Source organism: Dyadobacter ginsengisoli DSM 21015 (assembly GCF_059568735.1).
Map to the genome: position 1 here is coordinate 531,275 of NZ_JCANTY010000003.1, position 14,338 is coordinate 545,612.

14 protein-coding genes are annotated in these 14,338 nt (G+C 44.8%); 4 read left to right on the forward strand and 10 right to left on the reverse strand.

Features of this window, described 5'->3' with window-relative positions:
* Positions 1 to 2: 2 nt before the first annotated feature.
* Both BP71_RS12950 and BP71_RS12955 read right to left on the reverse strand, forming a co-directional pair.
* Positions 3 to 332, reverse strand: coding sequence for a hypothetical protein (locus BP71_RS12950; protein ID WP_496379787.1), 330 nt, complete (start codon positions 330 to 332; stop codon positions 3 to 5).
* Between the two features lie 62 nt (positions 333 to 394).
* Positions 395 to 598, reverse strand: a complete 204-nt coding sequence (locus tag BP71_RS12955; protein WP_496379789.1) for a hypothetical protein — start codon at positions 596 to 598, stop codon at positions 395 to 397.
* A gap of 452 nt (positions 599 to 1,050) precedes the next feature.
* Between BP71_RS12955 and BP71_RS12960 the strand changes: the two genes are divergently transcribed.
* The 3 genes from BP71_RS12960 to BP71_RS12970 all read left to right on the forward strand — a co-directional run bounded on the left by BP71_RS12960 (position 1,051) and on the right by BP71_RS12970 (position 3,319).
* Positions 1,051 to 1,482, forward strand: a complete 432-nt coding sequence (locus BP71_RS12960) for a hypothetical protein (RefSeq protein ID WP_496379791.1) — start codon at positions 1,051 to 1,053, stop codon at positions 1,480 to 1,482.
* A gap of 137 nt (positions 1,483 to 1,619) precedes the next feature.
* Positions 1,620 to 2,345 carry a DUF6088 family protein gene (locus tag BP71_RS12965; RefSeq protein WP_496379793.1) on the forward strand — a complete coding sequence of 242 codons (726 nt, stop codon included), beginning with the start codon at positions 1,620 to 1,622 and terminating at the stop codon, positions 2,343 to 2,345.
* The gene (locus BP71_RS12970) at positions 2,342 to 3,319 is read left to right on the forward strand and encodes a nucleotidyl transferase AbiEii/AbiGii toxin family protein (protein ID WP_496379795.1); all 978 of its coding nucleotides are present in this window, start codon (positions 2,342 to 2,344) and stop codon (positions 3,317 to 3,319) included. The genes BP71_RS12965 and BP71_RS12970 overlap by 4 nt, the downstream gene beginning before the upstream one ends.
* Positions 3,320 to 3,323: 4 nt before the next feature.
* Here the strand turns inward: BP71_RS12970 and BP71_RS12975 are convergent, their stop codons facing one another.
* Positions 3,324 to 3,791 carry a hypothetical protein gene (locus tag BP71_RS12975; RefSeq protein WP_496379797.1) on the reverse strand — a complete coding sequence of 156 codons (468 nt, stop codon included), beginning with the start codon at positions 3,789 to 3,791 and terminating at the stop codon, positions 3,324 to 3,326.
* Between the two features lie 52 nt (positions 3,792 to 3,843).
* Positions 3,844 to 5,169 (reverse strand): radical SAM protein, encoded by a 1,326-nt coding sequence (locus BP71_RS12980; protein ID WP_496379798.1) that lies wholly within the window; start codon positions 5,167 to 5,169, stop codon positions 3,844 to 3,846.
* A gap of 317 nt (positions 5,170 to 5,486) precedes the next feature.
* Between BP71_RS12980 and BP71_RS12985 the strand changes: the two genes are divergently transcribed.
* A complete protein-coding gene (locus tag BP71_RS12985; RefSeq protein WP_496379800.1) occupies positions 5,487 to 5,735 on the forward strand; it encodes a helix-turn-helix domain-containing protein in 249 nt (82 codons plus the stop codon).
* Positions 5,736 to 5,786: 51 nt separating this feature from the next.
* Here the strand turns inward: BP71_RS12985 and BP71_RS12990 are convergent, their stop codons facing one another.
* The 6 genes from BP71_RS12990 to BP71_RS13015 form a co-directional block, all read right to left on the reverse strand.
* Positions 5,787 to 6,299, reverse strand: a complete 513-nt coding sequence (locus tag BP71_RS12990; protein ID WP_496379802.1) for a hypothetical protein — start codon at positions 6,297 to 6,299, stop codon at positions 5,787 to 5,789.
* A gap of 64 nt (positions 6,300 to 6,363) precedes the next feature.
* On the reverse strand, positions 6,364 to 7,494 hold the full coding sequence (locus tag BP71_RS12995) for an ArdC family protein (protein ID WP_496379803.1): 1,131 nt from the start codon (positions 7,492 to 7,494) through the stop codon (positions 6,364 to 6,366).
* A 20-nt stretch (positions 7,495 to 7,514) separates the two neighbouring features.
* Positions 7,515 to 8,438, reverse strand: coding sequence for a DUF8464 domain-containing protein (locus BP71_RS13000; protein ID WP_496379805.1), 924 nt, complete (start codon positions 8,436 to 8,438; stop codon positions 7,515 to 7,517).
* 91 nt (positions 8,439 to 8,529) lie between these two features.
* A complete protein-coding gene (locus tag BP71_RS13005) occupies positions 8,530 to 8,727 on the reverse strand; it encodes a hypothetical protein (RefSeq protein ID WP_496379807.1) in 198 nt (65 codons plus the stop codon).
* 1,218 nt (positions 8,728 to 9,945) lie between these two features.
* Entirely contained in the window at positions 9,946 to 12,909 is a 2,964-nt protein-coding gene (gene porU2 / locus BP71_RS13010; protein WP_496379809.1) for a putative type IX secretion system sortase PorU2, read from the reverse strand.
* Positions 12,910 to 12,966: 57 nt separating this feature from the next.
* The gene (locus BP71_RS13015; protein WP_496379811.1) at positions 12,967 to 13,635 is read right to left on the reverse strand and encodes a T9SS type A sorting domain-containing protein; all 669 of its coding nucleotides are present in this window, start codon (positions 13,633 to 13,635) and stop codon (positions 12,967 to 12,969) included.
* Positions 13,636 to 14,338: the final 703 nt, after the last annotated feature.

Consider the following 14,338-nt stretch of genomic DNA (forward strand, 5'->3'; position numbering starts at 1 on the left):
TTTTAGTTTTGAGGTTCCTCAAACACATATGGCCATTCTGTCAAGAACGTTTTGTCAAGGATTGCAACGATTTCTTTAGGTAGATATTCCTGCGGATTGTCATAGCCAACCTTAGCGGATAGTGGAATCTGATCGACACCATCCTTTTTAATAGAGCAGATGATATTGTGGGTTCGTCCTCCGGTTGCTTCGACTTGATAACCGTTACGAGCCAAAACACCTTCAACACAGCAAGTATTGAATTCATTGGCCCAACAGTCGATCCTGAGGAAGGCCTCTTGCCAATGCCAATTGTATTTACCTTCACAGTTTTTGCATGCGTAGTTAGACATTTGTCCTCCATAATATGAGATGTTAAAAAAGCCGGGCGAGTTGCCTCGCCCGGCCAGGATGCTTACTCCTTGGGTTTATTCTTGCGAATGACCAGGGAAATCTTTTGCCCGAAAATATCCAGGGATACGGTCATGCCGTCTGCGTCGACATGTGCCCAGGCTGCGCCGGTCTTGTTCCAGTCTTTCTGGTCACTATCCTTTTTGTTGGTCAGGAAGTAAACAGCGTGGGTTGGGTATTTCTTTTCGGTTTGGGTTTCAGTTGTCATCGTAAATCTCCTTTATTTGTTGGTCGATGATGGCAGCAATACAGCGCAAAGAAGACTTGATAGCTCCCCGTAGCGAAGCGAAGTCGTTAGATGAATTTTTTGCTTTGCAAAAAATTCAGGGATAAGCGTCATCACGGATTTTGCGCTAGGCTGACAGCATATATTGACAAACAAATAAAGGCGTACTTCGATGATTGCATTAAACCCCCTGAAAAATAAATCTACAGCACTTTTGTCCCCTTTACGACTACAAAAGTCTGACAATAGAAGATTGCCAGAGACGGTGAAGTCGACTAATGCACTGGCTAGGGGAGCTTTTGTAGACAGAACAATGGATAATGTCTTAGAAAGCGATATTATCGCCGAGGTAAATTAGAAGGCTACGATAACTTACCTGAGGTTCAATAAATTATTACCGAGGGAATATTGGTTAATGTTAAATATTGAAATTCATGGCCACGATATCTACGAAAAAAAAATCGAAACGATCTTTATGGTCGGAACTTGCAATCGTCATTTTATGGCCGTTTATGAGTTTACAAGGATGCGACAAGCTTTCTCGGACAAGCACTGCCTACGGGCAAGTAATTGAAATTGGAGGATCTGGGGTCGATAGTATCGCCGTCATTTTTGTTGCAGTTAAACTTGCCAGTGAAAAGCGACTTCTAAATGTATTTACCGACAAGAATGGAAATTATAGTGGGACTGTTGATGTTCCAAAGGGTTACGGATCGTTAGATGTTCTCATTCCTGGAAATGGAAATCCAAAATTTACAGATGTATATCGGGACTTTGATATCTATATTAATGGAAATAAAACAAAAAATTGTTGTCCGGCTGAAATCGGCGGAAAGACACAATACGATTTTAAACTATATAGGTAATCTTAATCCCCCTAAATTTATATCAGGATCTGGTAGGTTACTAACCGAACTTCTTCAACTTCGTTCTTGAGTTTAAATTGTCCAGTTTTTTGCAAAAAATACTGGACATTAATAACGATGTGTGCTATACTTGCACAATGAAAACCTCTGATTATGTAGCGCTTGGCGTTGATAAACTCCCTAAAGGGTATGTGTTTACCTATGAGAGCCTGATTGACAACGTCAATCAGCGCGAGGCCGTCATTAAGGCGCTCAACCGTATGGTTTCAGCAGGCAAGCTGGCAAAACTGGCAAAAGGCAAATACTATAAGCCGGAGCAAACCCCATTTGGTACGTTATCACCCGATGTCAGCGAGGTCGTTAAAGATCTTCTCGAAGAAGGCGGCAAACCGACTGGCTACCTAACTGGGCTTAGCATCTACAACAAACTTGGCCTCACAACTCAGGTCAGCAATATTATTCAAATTGGAAGAAATGACATTCGCTCTCCCTTCCAGCGAGAACGGTACACCATTTCATTCGTCAAACAAAAAAATAGCATTACCAAAGACAATATACCCTTGCTACAAACCCTGGATACGATCCGGTATATTAAAAAGATACCCGATACCTCCATCGAAGCCGCCCTAAAACGTCTTCTAGCACTTCTAAAAGTCTATTCGGAGAAGGAACTGTCACGGATGATGCGCCTCGCCCTAAAATACCCGCCATCTACCAGGTCACTGCTCGGGGCTCTATTGGATCAATTAGGTATGGATACTGTGGCGAAGGCTCTTTATCCGACATTAAACCCCATCACGCAATATGAACTCGCGGGCGCTAACAAGGTTCTCGATTACACGGACAAGTGGAATATCAAATGAACTTACACGACAACAAAGCACTCTTCCGGCAGGCGATCCAAGCGACAGCAGACCGCATGCAAATTCCGGCCATATATGTTGAAAAAGACTATTGGGTAACCTACGCGCTTTTTACGATTTTCCAGGATGAAATTGGAGCAGAGACGATCTTCAAAGGAGGCACTGCGCTATCCAAATGCTTCAAAATGATTGAACGCTTTTCTGAAGATATCGATCTGGTTGTTCTTCGAAACGCAGGTGAGACCGATAACCGCCTTAAAACGAAGCTCAAAGAGATAAGCGCTTCGATAGAGCCTGTTCTGCCTGAAATCGAGCTTGAAGGACTTACACACAAAAGAGGCATGAACAGGAAAACAGCCCACCTATTTCCAAAAGAGTTCGCCGGCACGTATGGTCAAATAAGAGATGTAATTATTCTCGAAAGCACATGGCTTGGAAATCACGAGCCATATGGAGAACAAACAATCAGTTCATTTGTCGGCGAAATGATGCTGGATGCAAACCAGGAACAAATAGCTGTGCAGTATAACCTGCGGCCCTTTAAGGTTCAGGTTTTGTCCCCGCTGCGGACCATGTGCGAAAAAATCATGAGCCTTGTCCGGTTTTCCCATACAGACACGCCCATAGCGGACCTCCGCAAGAAAGTACGCCATATATACGACCTTCATCAATTGTTGCAGCTGGAAGAATATTCCCAATTCCTTCAATCTGGCGAATTCGAGAAAATGTTGATCGCCGTCGGAAGAGACGACTTCAAAGGCTTTCGGAACAACAATCAGTGGCTTAGAAAACATCCAATGGATGCTGTGATATTCAGCGACGTAGAGAATACGTGGAATCAGATTAAGGACGCTTACACAAGGGAGTTCAGAAACTTGGTCTTTGGCAAACTACCGGATGAAGCATCCATCCTAAATTGCCTAAAATCCATTCAGTCCCGTTTAACTTCGATTTCGTGGGTTGAGTTTGAATGATCATCTATGAGTGGTGACGCGAGAACCATTGCAAACTACGTTCGGCAGTAAACTGATTGTTGTAGATATCGCGATACACCAATTTTACACCCACAATTGATAATTTGCCTCTTACCAGATCAATCTCTTCTGGTGTCAAAGCAGTCACATTTTTCGCAAAAATGTCCATCTGCCCATTTGGTGGCAAAACCTTCTTGATCTCACTATCAATACTCACCGAGAAAAATGACCGTCTATCCAAATCCAGATATTCATCAATTTTTGGGGAAACCGTCCCCTCCTTCGAAAAAGAAAGGCTCTCAATGATCATAGGCCCCAAACCACAATTTTCAATTTGCACGGCGAGCTGTGCTTTTTGATCGACAAATTTGATCTGGGCCAAAGGTTTCAATGACTTCTCATTATGTCTACGCTGCAAATACAGCTGATAAAACGTTGCAAGAAGCGCTAAGACGGCAATTATGGATGCCACGAAAACCAACCTTTCCTGATTGTCAGGGTAAAAGGGTTGTAGGGATTTGTGACTACATGATCTGATAATCCCGGAGTAATTTCAACCGCTCTTTTGCCAGCAGATCATAAATCCTGGGGATGAACTTATGGTAAATACTGCATTGTGGGTCTTTGCCGTGGACACGGTAAACCGGACACCCACTGGTACACACCGACCGGTATTTGCATATTTTACAATCACTCGACCGGTGAGTCTCCGCATGTTCCCCCTGCTCGATCATGTCGACCAGATCCAGTTCCTCGTCGAAAATGGAGAACGATTTTTGAGTGTCGTCTCCGAAATGGACATGGCAATAGTGCATTGATCCATCCACGTAGATCGCGCCACCGGAAAAACCAGATGCGCAGGTTTGGAATCCAAGCTCTACCGGTTTGAGGTCGCAAAACTGGTGCTTCTGTGAAAAACGCCAACCTCTGGCGATGGCGGCCTCGGCAATTTCATAAACGTCTGATAGCCTCTGTTCCAATAATTCCGGATCAATCCAAGTACCCTTGACGATAGAATACCGGAACGGGATATGCAGGTCGATCAAATAGCGGGTCAAGTCCGGCAACCCTTCCAAATTCTCGTTGGCTACAACGGTATTGACCGATACTCGGATTTTGCTATCGACCAACCTTTTCAAGTTCTGATCCACTCGGGCGAATGTTCCATTCCCGGAATGAAACGACCTCGCCTGGTTTTGAAACTGCTCGACACCATCAAGAGAAACACCAAAACCGATATCATGGGCTTTGGCAAACGAGATGATTTCGTCGTTGAGGATGGTCAGGTTAGTTAGGAATGAGATTTCCGTTGCGCATCCAAGCTTATGCAACTGGGCTTTCGCTTCGCATATAAAATCTGTCCATTTTTTAAATTGCAGTAACGGCTCCCCTCCGGCAAATCGAAGCTTGATCTTTGTGATATCTTTTGCACTGACTGTTTCAACAAGCTTTTGGAGCAGTTGCAGTCGGACATTTTCGGTCATGCCACCCGTAGTCTGCAACGTTGAGATATAGCAGTAGCCACAGGACAGGTTACATTTATTGGTCGTGTGTATCCAAAGGTTTAGCGCGTCGGTGCTATCGGGTTTACCAGGCAAACTGAAACGGTCGTCGAAACGAATGATTTCCGTCTCAGACAATTGCGCAAAATATCCCTGCAAAGCCGGAATATCCAAGCCAAACCGGTCTGCCAGCTGTGAAACGTCAGTTTTACCGTCCACAGCGGAAAGGACGTCAAATTGTCGGGAGTTAAGAATACGCAGTGAATTAGGATAAAAGCAATTCACTGCGTAAAACTGGTTGCCATCAATGTTTCTGACCAGCAATCCGGGTGATTTCTTCGGAATCAATCTGAACGCGATTTGAGGTAGTACCATAAGATACGCAGTCGCAATCGTTGTCGACCTTTGCAAAGAGTTGCAAATCTCGTTGAGCCGCGCTTTCGAGCTCCATTACGTCGTCAAACAGGATGTCGGTGGAATTAATCATGGACGTTGTGGCTAAGATTTTATTGACTTATGGTTCCATCAGCCTGAATGAGCGGCTACCCGTTCATCCCTAAAGAAGCGCTGTGAGCGGGATATGCAAAGATAACAAGATGTCGGAATGTTATAAGATCTTATAACATATTTTTTCCTCAAAACTTTTTCATTCGCGGAAAAACGGAATGAAAGAAGATCGAGACCTGTCGAGGCTAAAGGAAATCGGGCTGTACCTCAAAGAGTTGAGGCATCAGGCTGGGTTGAGTCAAGATGAGCTCGCTGCAAAATGTGACCTTACAAAGAGTAATATCAGCAACATTGAAAACGGCAAAAAAGACTATTTCTTTACGACGTTTCTGGAATATGCAAAGGGCTTGGATATGCACCCCAAGTCACTACTAGCGAAGGACTTTGAGTTCATCTCGCAGTACTAGCTCCTTTGCAATGTAAGAATGGCAAATGCAAATGTATCACCAATCTAACAACTAGTCTTTGGACTTGCTCTTGCTATCAAAAGTCTTTGCAGTATTGGGCCCCTTAGCCGTAGCCGAGGTAAAACGTAGAGACTGGTTGAATTTCTCAGATGGAGACGAAGACTCTTTTATGATAGCACTCTCATCAGGGCTGATTGCCGTGCGTGATTTGTCATCCATCTGCTGACCTAGCTCTTGGTCCATTACTGGCTCTATTCCAATATGTGCCTGAAAACGGATCCAGGAAGCAATCTTCGGGTCAGCATCTTTAATTTCAGCCTCAACTCCTGCTAATACACTTGTTCTGAATGCGGCCTTTGCATCCTCCAGCACAGAAATTACTCTTGCTTGGCTACCATACCTCCCCTTACCTTGCTGTGGTGGACGGAAAGCAGAACCACTTCCTATGTCTGGAAAACTCTTAATCCTTTCATCAATCGATACAATCTGCCCCCTTGCCTCCCGTATCAAATCTTCGAGATGAGCATAAGGAGCTGGATATTTTTCGGTAAGTTCTTCAGACATAATCACAATCTGGGCTAACTGATGTTTGCTATTGTTAGACAATAACTAAATTCCAAAATTTCCGTTAGAGAAACAACCGAGAGTTGCCTGATAAAAACTCAACTGCTTTTTGTGCATGCGACGCTGCAGAAAAAATAAACCGCTTGTCATCCTTCAGCACCTTCAACCAAGACTGAATATATGCCGCATGCTGCTCTTCGGGCATTGGCTCAAAGTTCAACGTCGCGCCGAGAAAGCAAGCTCCCAGTTCGGCCACCAACTCTTCTTTAGCATACCCTTCGTCGCCAAAGTGCTTTCGACCGAAATCACGGTTCAGGCGCGAAGAATGCTTGGTCCAGTGGGTGAGCTCGTGCGCCAACGTGCTGTAATAATCTAACGGACTACCAAAACTTGCAAACGGAGGCATCTGGATCTTATCAGCTGTTTGATTGTACGCTGCCTTGGTACCGGTATAAATTTCGGCTTTGGTGCTGGTAAAGAATGCCTCCAAGCTTTCAATACGTTGGGCAACCTCCTCGCTTCTATCAGCAGGAGTTTCATAATAGTTCTCCGGGAGGCCGTCGATTTGCGATGCATTAAAGACCGTATAGGCTTTCAGATATGGGATATGTTTTTCTTCAAGTTCGCCTTTGTCGTTCTCTTCTTCTTTGACGAGCTTGTCCGCGTAAACTACCTGGGTTCCTTTTTCGCCCTTGCGAACGCAAGCTTTCAGGTCTACGGCTTGTTTAAATGTCATCCAATGTGGCAATACATAGCCTTGTTCTGCCGCAGTTGCCCACAGGACGATGATATTGATCCCGCTATAAGAAGCGCCGTTCCAGCGTTTGGGAACTGTGATCGATCCGGCGAAATTTTCGCTATTCCAGGGTTTACGCCATGTCAATTCACCTTTTTCAAGGTCGGACAGAATCTTATTGGTAACGCGGGCATAAATATCGCTAACTGGTTGCCCGGTAGATTCGTGTTTGGATATGTAAGCCGGGGAATGTAAGGTCATGTTTAGTTCTCCGCAGGTTGGGGGATGATGGTGACCAAAAACCCGGCTGCAAGCCAATGAACCGGCAAGAATTTTGGTCGCGCGAGGAATGCCGAAGGCAGGCGGACGCCGCGCGGGGAAAATTGTTGTTGGTGGAATGAGCGGGCCGGGTATCGTCACAAAAAAGTCATCCCCATTCTGCGGAGACAATGACAACATGTTATTTGGCTAAGATCCGGTTACAGCTTCAGGCGGTTCTTATCCGCTTGCGAGGCGATATGCCATGCATTGACCGAAAGAAATTCCTCATAGACCCGGTTCATTTTGAGATGTACTAAACCAGGCTGGCTGCGAATAAATCCATGCAGAACACTGGTCGCTCTATCCCCACCCGGATCATTGTCCATCCAGGTATACATGGTCTTATAACCGTAGTGTTGGATGTAAGGGGCTGCGACCGATGCGTTTGCATGCGTATGTAGGATGATCGTGTCATGCTCCCACGCCTGATAGTCAAGTTGGGTAAGTACGGAAAGGAAATCGAAAATGTCCTTGAAGATATGGATGCCACGTGAGGGCGGATTTGTTCCGCGGAAAAAGGAAATGCCCCGGGGATGGACGAAACCGTTGAAAAAAGGGTTGCGGAGTTCATAGCCACCGTTTTCATTCTTCGTACCGATAGCGATAAAGGTTCGACCTGTTTTGTGGTTCAAGACTTTCAGCTCTCTCGCATATCGCCGAGCAGTCGATATCGGAATACCTCGACCTTCCAGGTACTTGATTAGTCCCAAAAAGCGTATTTGCTCCGCCGATTTAACAAACAAGGCTTGCCCATCCACCTTATCAGCAGCCGAAAGATCTGCAATTTGCGCGAATCGACTATCACTCGCCATATTGGATATCCAGCGTGAGACATCCATAGGTGTATTAGCTTCGCCTGTAAATTTGAGGTAGCGCCGAGCAAAGTCTTCGAGAGTGCCCCCAACTGGTATAGCGTAGTCGTACCAAGTGTTTCGCTTGAAATAGACCCAGAAACTGGCTTCGCCTTCCTTCGTAATCGGAGAGCGGTACAACGCCTTTGATTTTCCCACATGTTGGGCGCTGATTTGAAGCTTGTCCAGAATTTTGGATATAGCTATACTGTCCGCATGGTCCTTGCCCATTGCGCTCCTCCGAGGAAACTGATGTGATAAAGGGCACAGGGGAGGAGAAGTTTGTCCAGAACCTCTCCTCCCTGCTTTTACGATGCATTATTCAGGCGAAGAACATCCGGTTTAGATGGTTGTCAAGATCGTCTTTATGATAAAAAATCTTTCCCTTAACATTTTGGGGGTTAAGATTATACCTTTTGATGGAATCCCAAACGGCCATTACACCTACAGTAGTACCGAGATATTCAGCAGCAGCCTTTCGGCTCATCAATTGCTGCGGGTCAGGTTCGTCGATTTCCATTTTAGCTCCTCAATCTATGTCGGGTTTGGCACCAGAAGAATCAACCGGTTGTCACTAGTCGTTCATAGGATTTCTATCATAGATTGTCAATTTTAACTTAATATTCTCAAAGCGTTAAAGGTAGAGTACATGATACATAAACAAACGTTAGATATTCACTGGACAATTCCTTGCCGCAGGCCTCTCCCACAGGGCCAACGATATAGTCATTGATATTCGTCATGCGACGCCACTATACAGTATATTCTCGATAATGGATTCATTCCGAATCATGAGGACGATTCACCCCCTTGACTCGTCCTGTTTCTGCCCGCGAGGCTTGCATGTATAAGGTGCTTTTTCGCTTTGCTGCTCCTGAGAAATCTCTAACGCATATGCGATGGAGCCCGTATGTAGAAATATCGAAGTGGTAAAAACGTGTTTACGATTTGCGAACTCGAAGCCGCCTTACTCTTGATATGAGTGATGCCCATCTCTATCTACGTACTATCCGGGCCATACGTATCCTCATGCTCTCCTTTACACGCACAACCGAGCTCATCCATGCAAAATGGAGCGAATGAAGATGCGTAAACCGCTTATCGTCTCACCTCTCCCGTCAAGCCATTGAACTGCTATAGGAACAAAAGAAAGAAACAGGACAGCTAAATACAGCCTATGTATTCCCTTTCAAATCAATCACAAAATCCTCATGTCAAACAACACGATCTTGTTTGACATAGGACTACGGGAATAAAAAGGCCGGATGACCAACCACGGCTTCCGAGCCTAACGATATCGACAATCAAAGAAGAGTTAGACTATCGTCACGATATTGTTGATCGACAACTCGCTCATGTCAAATGAGTAAAATTGACCCCGCCTATGATCGCGCGAAATTTCTGAACGATTGCACAAAAAATGATACAGGACTGGGCGGATTAGATTGATCATGGTCAGAAAGCTATAAAGCAGATCGTCTCAGGCTTGCCACCCAGGGAAACCTACACCGACGATTTACTCACCAAATTTCTTGAGGAAATTTTCACGTTCGGGATAGGATCTCGAAAAAGCCTATGCAAACACTTGATTTGCATAGGCTTGCTGATTTTCTAATATTATCTGTGCACCCCAGAGAATAGAAGTCGAAACTTCTGCTGGAAGATTTGAGGAAATTGGAGGCGATTGTTAAACGAGAATAACTCTTGGAACAGACCAACTCCAAGGCTGCTCAAACAGTTACAATTTGATTACTTTCTTTGTGTATTTGTCGCCGTTGACAGTAACAACCTCGAGAACGTATTCTCCTGGTGAAAAGTTGGTGAGATCTACCCTGCTGCCGGTCCCGTTGTCCTTTACCAATTGACCGTTGATATTTACTAGTTTCCATTTCTTGATTTTAGTCGGAACATCCAGCTCGATTTCGAAATATTCTATCGCAGGGTTCGGAGAAACCGACAGCGTAGATTTCTTGCCCAACTCCACAGATACAATTCGCGAAATTGTCTCCTTACCTTTTCTGGCAGAAGCGTCGGCTGTCGATGTTCCTTCTACTTCCTTCAAACGATAAAAATTCGTTCCCGCCATAGGCTTCGGATCAACCAAAGTGTAAGACAATTCCGAATTTAAACCACCATCATCTCCCACCCTGATCTGGCCAGGCTTGATTTCCTCGAAATTTCTACCATTATAGCTTCTCTCGATGATAAACTGATTGTTTTTCTTTTCTACAGCCGCTTTCCAGGTAAGTTCCACCTTCTCTCCGACAAGCCTAGCATTGAAATTAGTCAGAGTTGCAGAAAGTGGTGCTTCATTAATCAGGATTCTAAGAGCAGGATCCCCTTGAAGCAATATCTGATGGATATTTGCACGGTCGGCATCATAGTAGGTAGTAACCAGACTATCTGGCCCCGGATCGTAGTTATATCCCTTTGCGAGTTTGGTTTGTAAGGCAACATCTTGCAGAATCCGTCCAATTGTTCCACGGTCGCTATCCGACTCCGAGAAGATCAACGGATAAAGACGATCCAGATATTCGTTCGAAGTACCCGAGTAGGAATCCCAGCTATTTCCAAAAACCGCAATCGCTCCTTTACCAGGCGTAATAAGCCAGTCAAGCGATAAAGGCCGCGAAGTACTTAAATTGACCGAGGCCGCAAACTGGTTGCTGAAAACATTGTTCACTGCGCAACTATTGTAAAACAGGACAGGATACTTGGTCGTGTTATTGTACCCTTTCGCCGGATCGGTCACGTAGCCCGCGTTTAAATCCGTGCGGTACTGCACACCATGGCCAAAATAGCTGATCATACCTAACCCCGCCCCATTCAGTTCGGTTGAAATATTTAGCTCTTCGATCGCATTTCCCGTTAGTGTTTTGATTTTCTGACTCACAGTTCCATTGAAAGGAGAACTGGTGACCGTATTACTGATACCGGAAAGGTACCCAGAGAATTCGTTAATTTCCCAAGAGTTTTTACCGCCGCTGATATGCATCACATTCTTTCTCCATGCAATATCGGTTTGAGCTTCATAGTCTTTAATCTTTTGCAAATACCCATTCACTTCGGCATCGGATAGCGCTGAAATACGGCCCACCGGAATTGCCGGTACGTCATCAGGAGTCCCACGCAATCCATCCACAAGAAGCAAGTCAGAGCCAGGAAAACCCACCGTGGGAACTTCACCAGGCAACTCTTTGACAATCTTGTGAGGGCTGCTAATCGATTTCCCTATCAATAACAGGTATTTTGATTTGTTATCATCGGAAATCATATAGTCCACAAACCTTCTGACAGCCACCGGGCTTGGTTCCCCATAATTAAACGCATTATAAATGTCACTGATCTTAACTACCAGTGGCGTGTATTTAACGCCGGGAGAATCAGTTTGACGGTACGTGGCAAAGGCCTGCGCGGAGCTAACTAAGTTGTCGGCCGCAACGATCAGGTAATTGTAAGAAGCAGGATTGATTTGCTGGAACGTTGTCGTCGAAATTTTGGCTGCCGCAACCGTGATATTTTGGGTATTATTCCAGGCAAGTAATTTCAGTGACTTACCGTTGCGGGTCACCATCAAGTTAGCAGCTGAGCCTTGGATGATACGTGGACTGTCCGCATTCGAAATATCATAGAACGACGCGTTGGCTGGCGGGTTTAAAATTGGAAGTCTCGATTTAGATCCAGAAGAAGCAGCCGGAAGATTAAATTCAAACGCATTCAAGCCTTGTGCATCGATCGTTTGATTGTAGGATACTGTAAAATAGCTTACTGAAAACCATGATGCCCCCATGGTACTCTGGAAGCCGAGCGTTCCTCCATTTACATCATAGTCTTGCGCAGGATCCAAATCAAAATCTACCTCCTGTGAACGGAAATAAAATGGATTGGCAACGGTGATCTCGCGAAGTGATGACGCCGTTTTGCCAACGCTGATCTGGATCTGCGGACTCCCCCCTCGACCGTTCAACAGCAGCTTCACTTTTGGAATGGAGCCTCCGTACACATTTTTAGCCGCGAAATCAAAGTTAGTGGCAACAGAGCCCGGCTGAGCAGCCGATGCCGGATTTGCGGTATAAACTGGGCTTGTGGCTTGGGCACCAATTGGGAGCCGTGTCCCGGTTCCCGTTTTTCCATCTTCAAAAAAACTATTTAAACTCGGGAGTGTAGGATAGAAACCAAAATGCGTATATTCAGTTTGGTAAGTTTTCAGTTCGACCTGATTGTGAAATTGAGAAGCCGCTATGTTGACGTCAACCGCTGTATTCTCAACTTCCGCGCGCAAACCATTATCAGTACCAATCGTAAGGAAATAAGCACCTTCATTGGAGAAAGTGCTAAAATAAGGGTTTAAGCGGGATTTAGGATAGCGATACAGGAGCTCATCGGAAGCTCCGTCATTAGGAACCCCGTAAAACAGGATCTCGGTGTTATCAGCTTTCAGTATCCTCACCTGATTACCACGGCGCCACAATTGAAGCTTTAACTTGTCAGCTGATTGAAATGCGGCAGGCAAAGAAGAGATCGCCACTCGGTGAACGCCTTTTGCAGACACCCCGATCCGCACCCACTGTTGATTGTATTTGCCAGCTAGCCATTCGTTACCATTGGCCCCACTCCATTTCTGAGAAAATGAATCGGACATACCCAGACAAAAAGCCAATAAAAGCACACCGAAAAGTGAAGTAAACCTTTTTAATTTCATAACCTCAAATTTTATTATGTAGTATCTAAACTGCTGATCTTTCCTAAAACGGATCTGCTAATCTTTTACAACTTTTCTAACGGTCACCGAGCCGTTACTATGTGCTACCTCAACCGTGTATATGCCAGTAGGCAGCAGGCTCATATCGACTCCTCCACTTGGCAAGCCTGTTGATTTCTGCACCAGTCTACCTGCGGCATCCCAAATCTGCACTTTGGAGGTCTTGGCTTCACCTGCGGGAATACCTTTGATTTGAAGCCAGCCTTTTACCGGATTAGGATAGAAAACTATCAAAGACCGGAAATCCAGGCTTTGTATCCTGCTGTAAGCAAACGTTTCGTCCCTGTCGACCATTTTCAGACGGTACAGATTTTCACCGTCCAACGGCGCATGATCCGTGAAAAAATAGTCCGAATCCGACGCCTTGTCTCCGCTCGCCTGAACAGACCCAATCGCCAGCCACTTCTTGCCATCCCCGCTACGCTGAATTTCGAAATGATCCGAATTGGTTTCGGAAGCCGTCCGCCATTTCAATAAGGCGGAAGGCAGCTGCTGATTGTCCAGAGATTTTTCAGCCGTGAAGAAGATCAGCCTAACCGGAAGCGGGTCCACTTTGCGGAAATTACGGTTGCCGGATGCATCATATTCATAAACGGCTGGGGCTGCTTGTCCATATGATAAGTGGCACGCAATAGTTAGCACTACAAGGAGGTAATATTGTCTCATACTATTTAATTGTTTTAAATCTATTTTAGTCGCACTATGAAGCAAAATAACAGGCAGATACCAGTTCCAAAATAGCTCCTTCCAATGTTGGATCTAATTTTTCCAGCAAATGAGTTTTTTAAAGCTTGTGTTAGGTCATCATTTCTTCTTCATCTAATAATCCAATGCTCTGTTTCTGAAAACTAGTCTTACTTGCAAAGTTGAATATCGTCTGTCAAATAGCTCCCAAAGAATCCTGTCGTACCACCAGTCAAACACAGAGTAGTGCCAGCAACAAAAAATTCTAGCCTCGACCTTATATCTGTAAGTTAAGTGCTCTATTGTTGGCCAAGGTAAATCCATTCTTTATTACCAATATTGTCAAAAGGCCACCGGCCACAAGAATTTCACCTAGAATTTCCTTTTCATATAACTCGAAAGCATCACTATCAAGCAGGGTTTCAGCATTGCAACTTTCGTTTCAACCAAGTAGACCTCAGTGTTGCCTTTTGAGATTCCCAACAAGGCCCATTGCCTCGCCATCATTCAAGAACAAAGCTCGAAATCTTTCGAATCTTTCCAATAACTCCCATACGCACTCTGTTCCTTGTGCCTCTTGACCATTTATAGTATCAATTTCATTTGGCCATTATTTCGAATAAAGAATGTAAATATGACTCTACAAAATACCCTCTTGAAATGACTTTATCGTTTTATTTTTTTA

Coding starts and splice junctions, on each gene's coding strand:
- BP71_RS12970 (WP_496379795.1), top strand. CDS start 2,342: ATGAACTTACACGACAACAAAGCACTCTTCCGGCAGGCGATCCAAGCG.
- BP71_RS12985 (WP_496379800.1), top strand. CDS start 5,487: ATGAAAGAAGATCGAGACCTGTCGAGGCTAAAGGAAATCGGGCTGTAC.
- BP71_RS12965 (WP_496379793.1), top strand. CDS start 1,620: ATGAAAACCTCTGATTATGTAGCGCTTGGCGTTGATAAACTCCCTAAA.
- porU2 (WP_496379809.1), bottom strand. CDS start 12,909: ATGAAATTAAAAAGGTTTACTTCACTTTTCGGTGTGCTTTTATTGGCT.
- BP71_RS12955 (WP_496379789.1), bottom strand. CDS start 598: ATGACAACTGAAACCCAAACCGAAAAGAAATACCCAACCCACGCTGTT.
- BP71_RS12990 (WP_496379802.1), bottom strand. CDS start 6,299: ATGTCTGAAGAACTTACCGAAAAATATCCAGCTCCTTATGCTCATCTC.
- BP71_RS12995 (WP_496379803.1), bottom strand. CDS start 7,494: ATGTTGTCATTGTCTCCGCAGAATGGGGATGACTTTTTTGTGACGATA.
- BP71_RS13000 (WP_496379805.1), bottom strand. CDS start 8,438: ATGGGCAAGGACCATGCGGACAGTATAGCTATATCCAAAATTCTGGAC.
- BP71_RS12950 (WP_496379787.1), bottom strand. CDS start 332: ATGTCTAACTACGCATGCAAAAACTGTGAAGGTAAATACAATTGGCAT.
- BP71_RS12960 (WP_496379791.1), top strand. CDS start 1,051: ATGGCCACGATATCTACGAAAAAAAAATCGAAACGATCTTTATGGTCG.
- BP71_RS13005 (WP_496379807.1), bottom strand. CDS start 8,727: ATGGAAATCGACGAACCTGACCCGCAGCAATTGATGAGCCGAAAGGCT.
- BP71_RS13015 (WP_496379811.1), bottom strand. CDS start 13,635: ATGAGACAATATTACCTCCTTGTAGTGCTAACTATTGCGTGCCACTTA.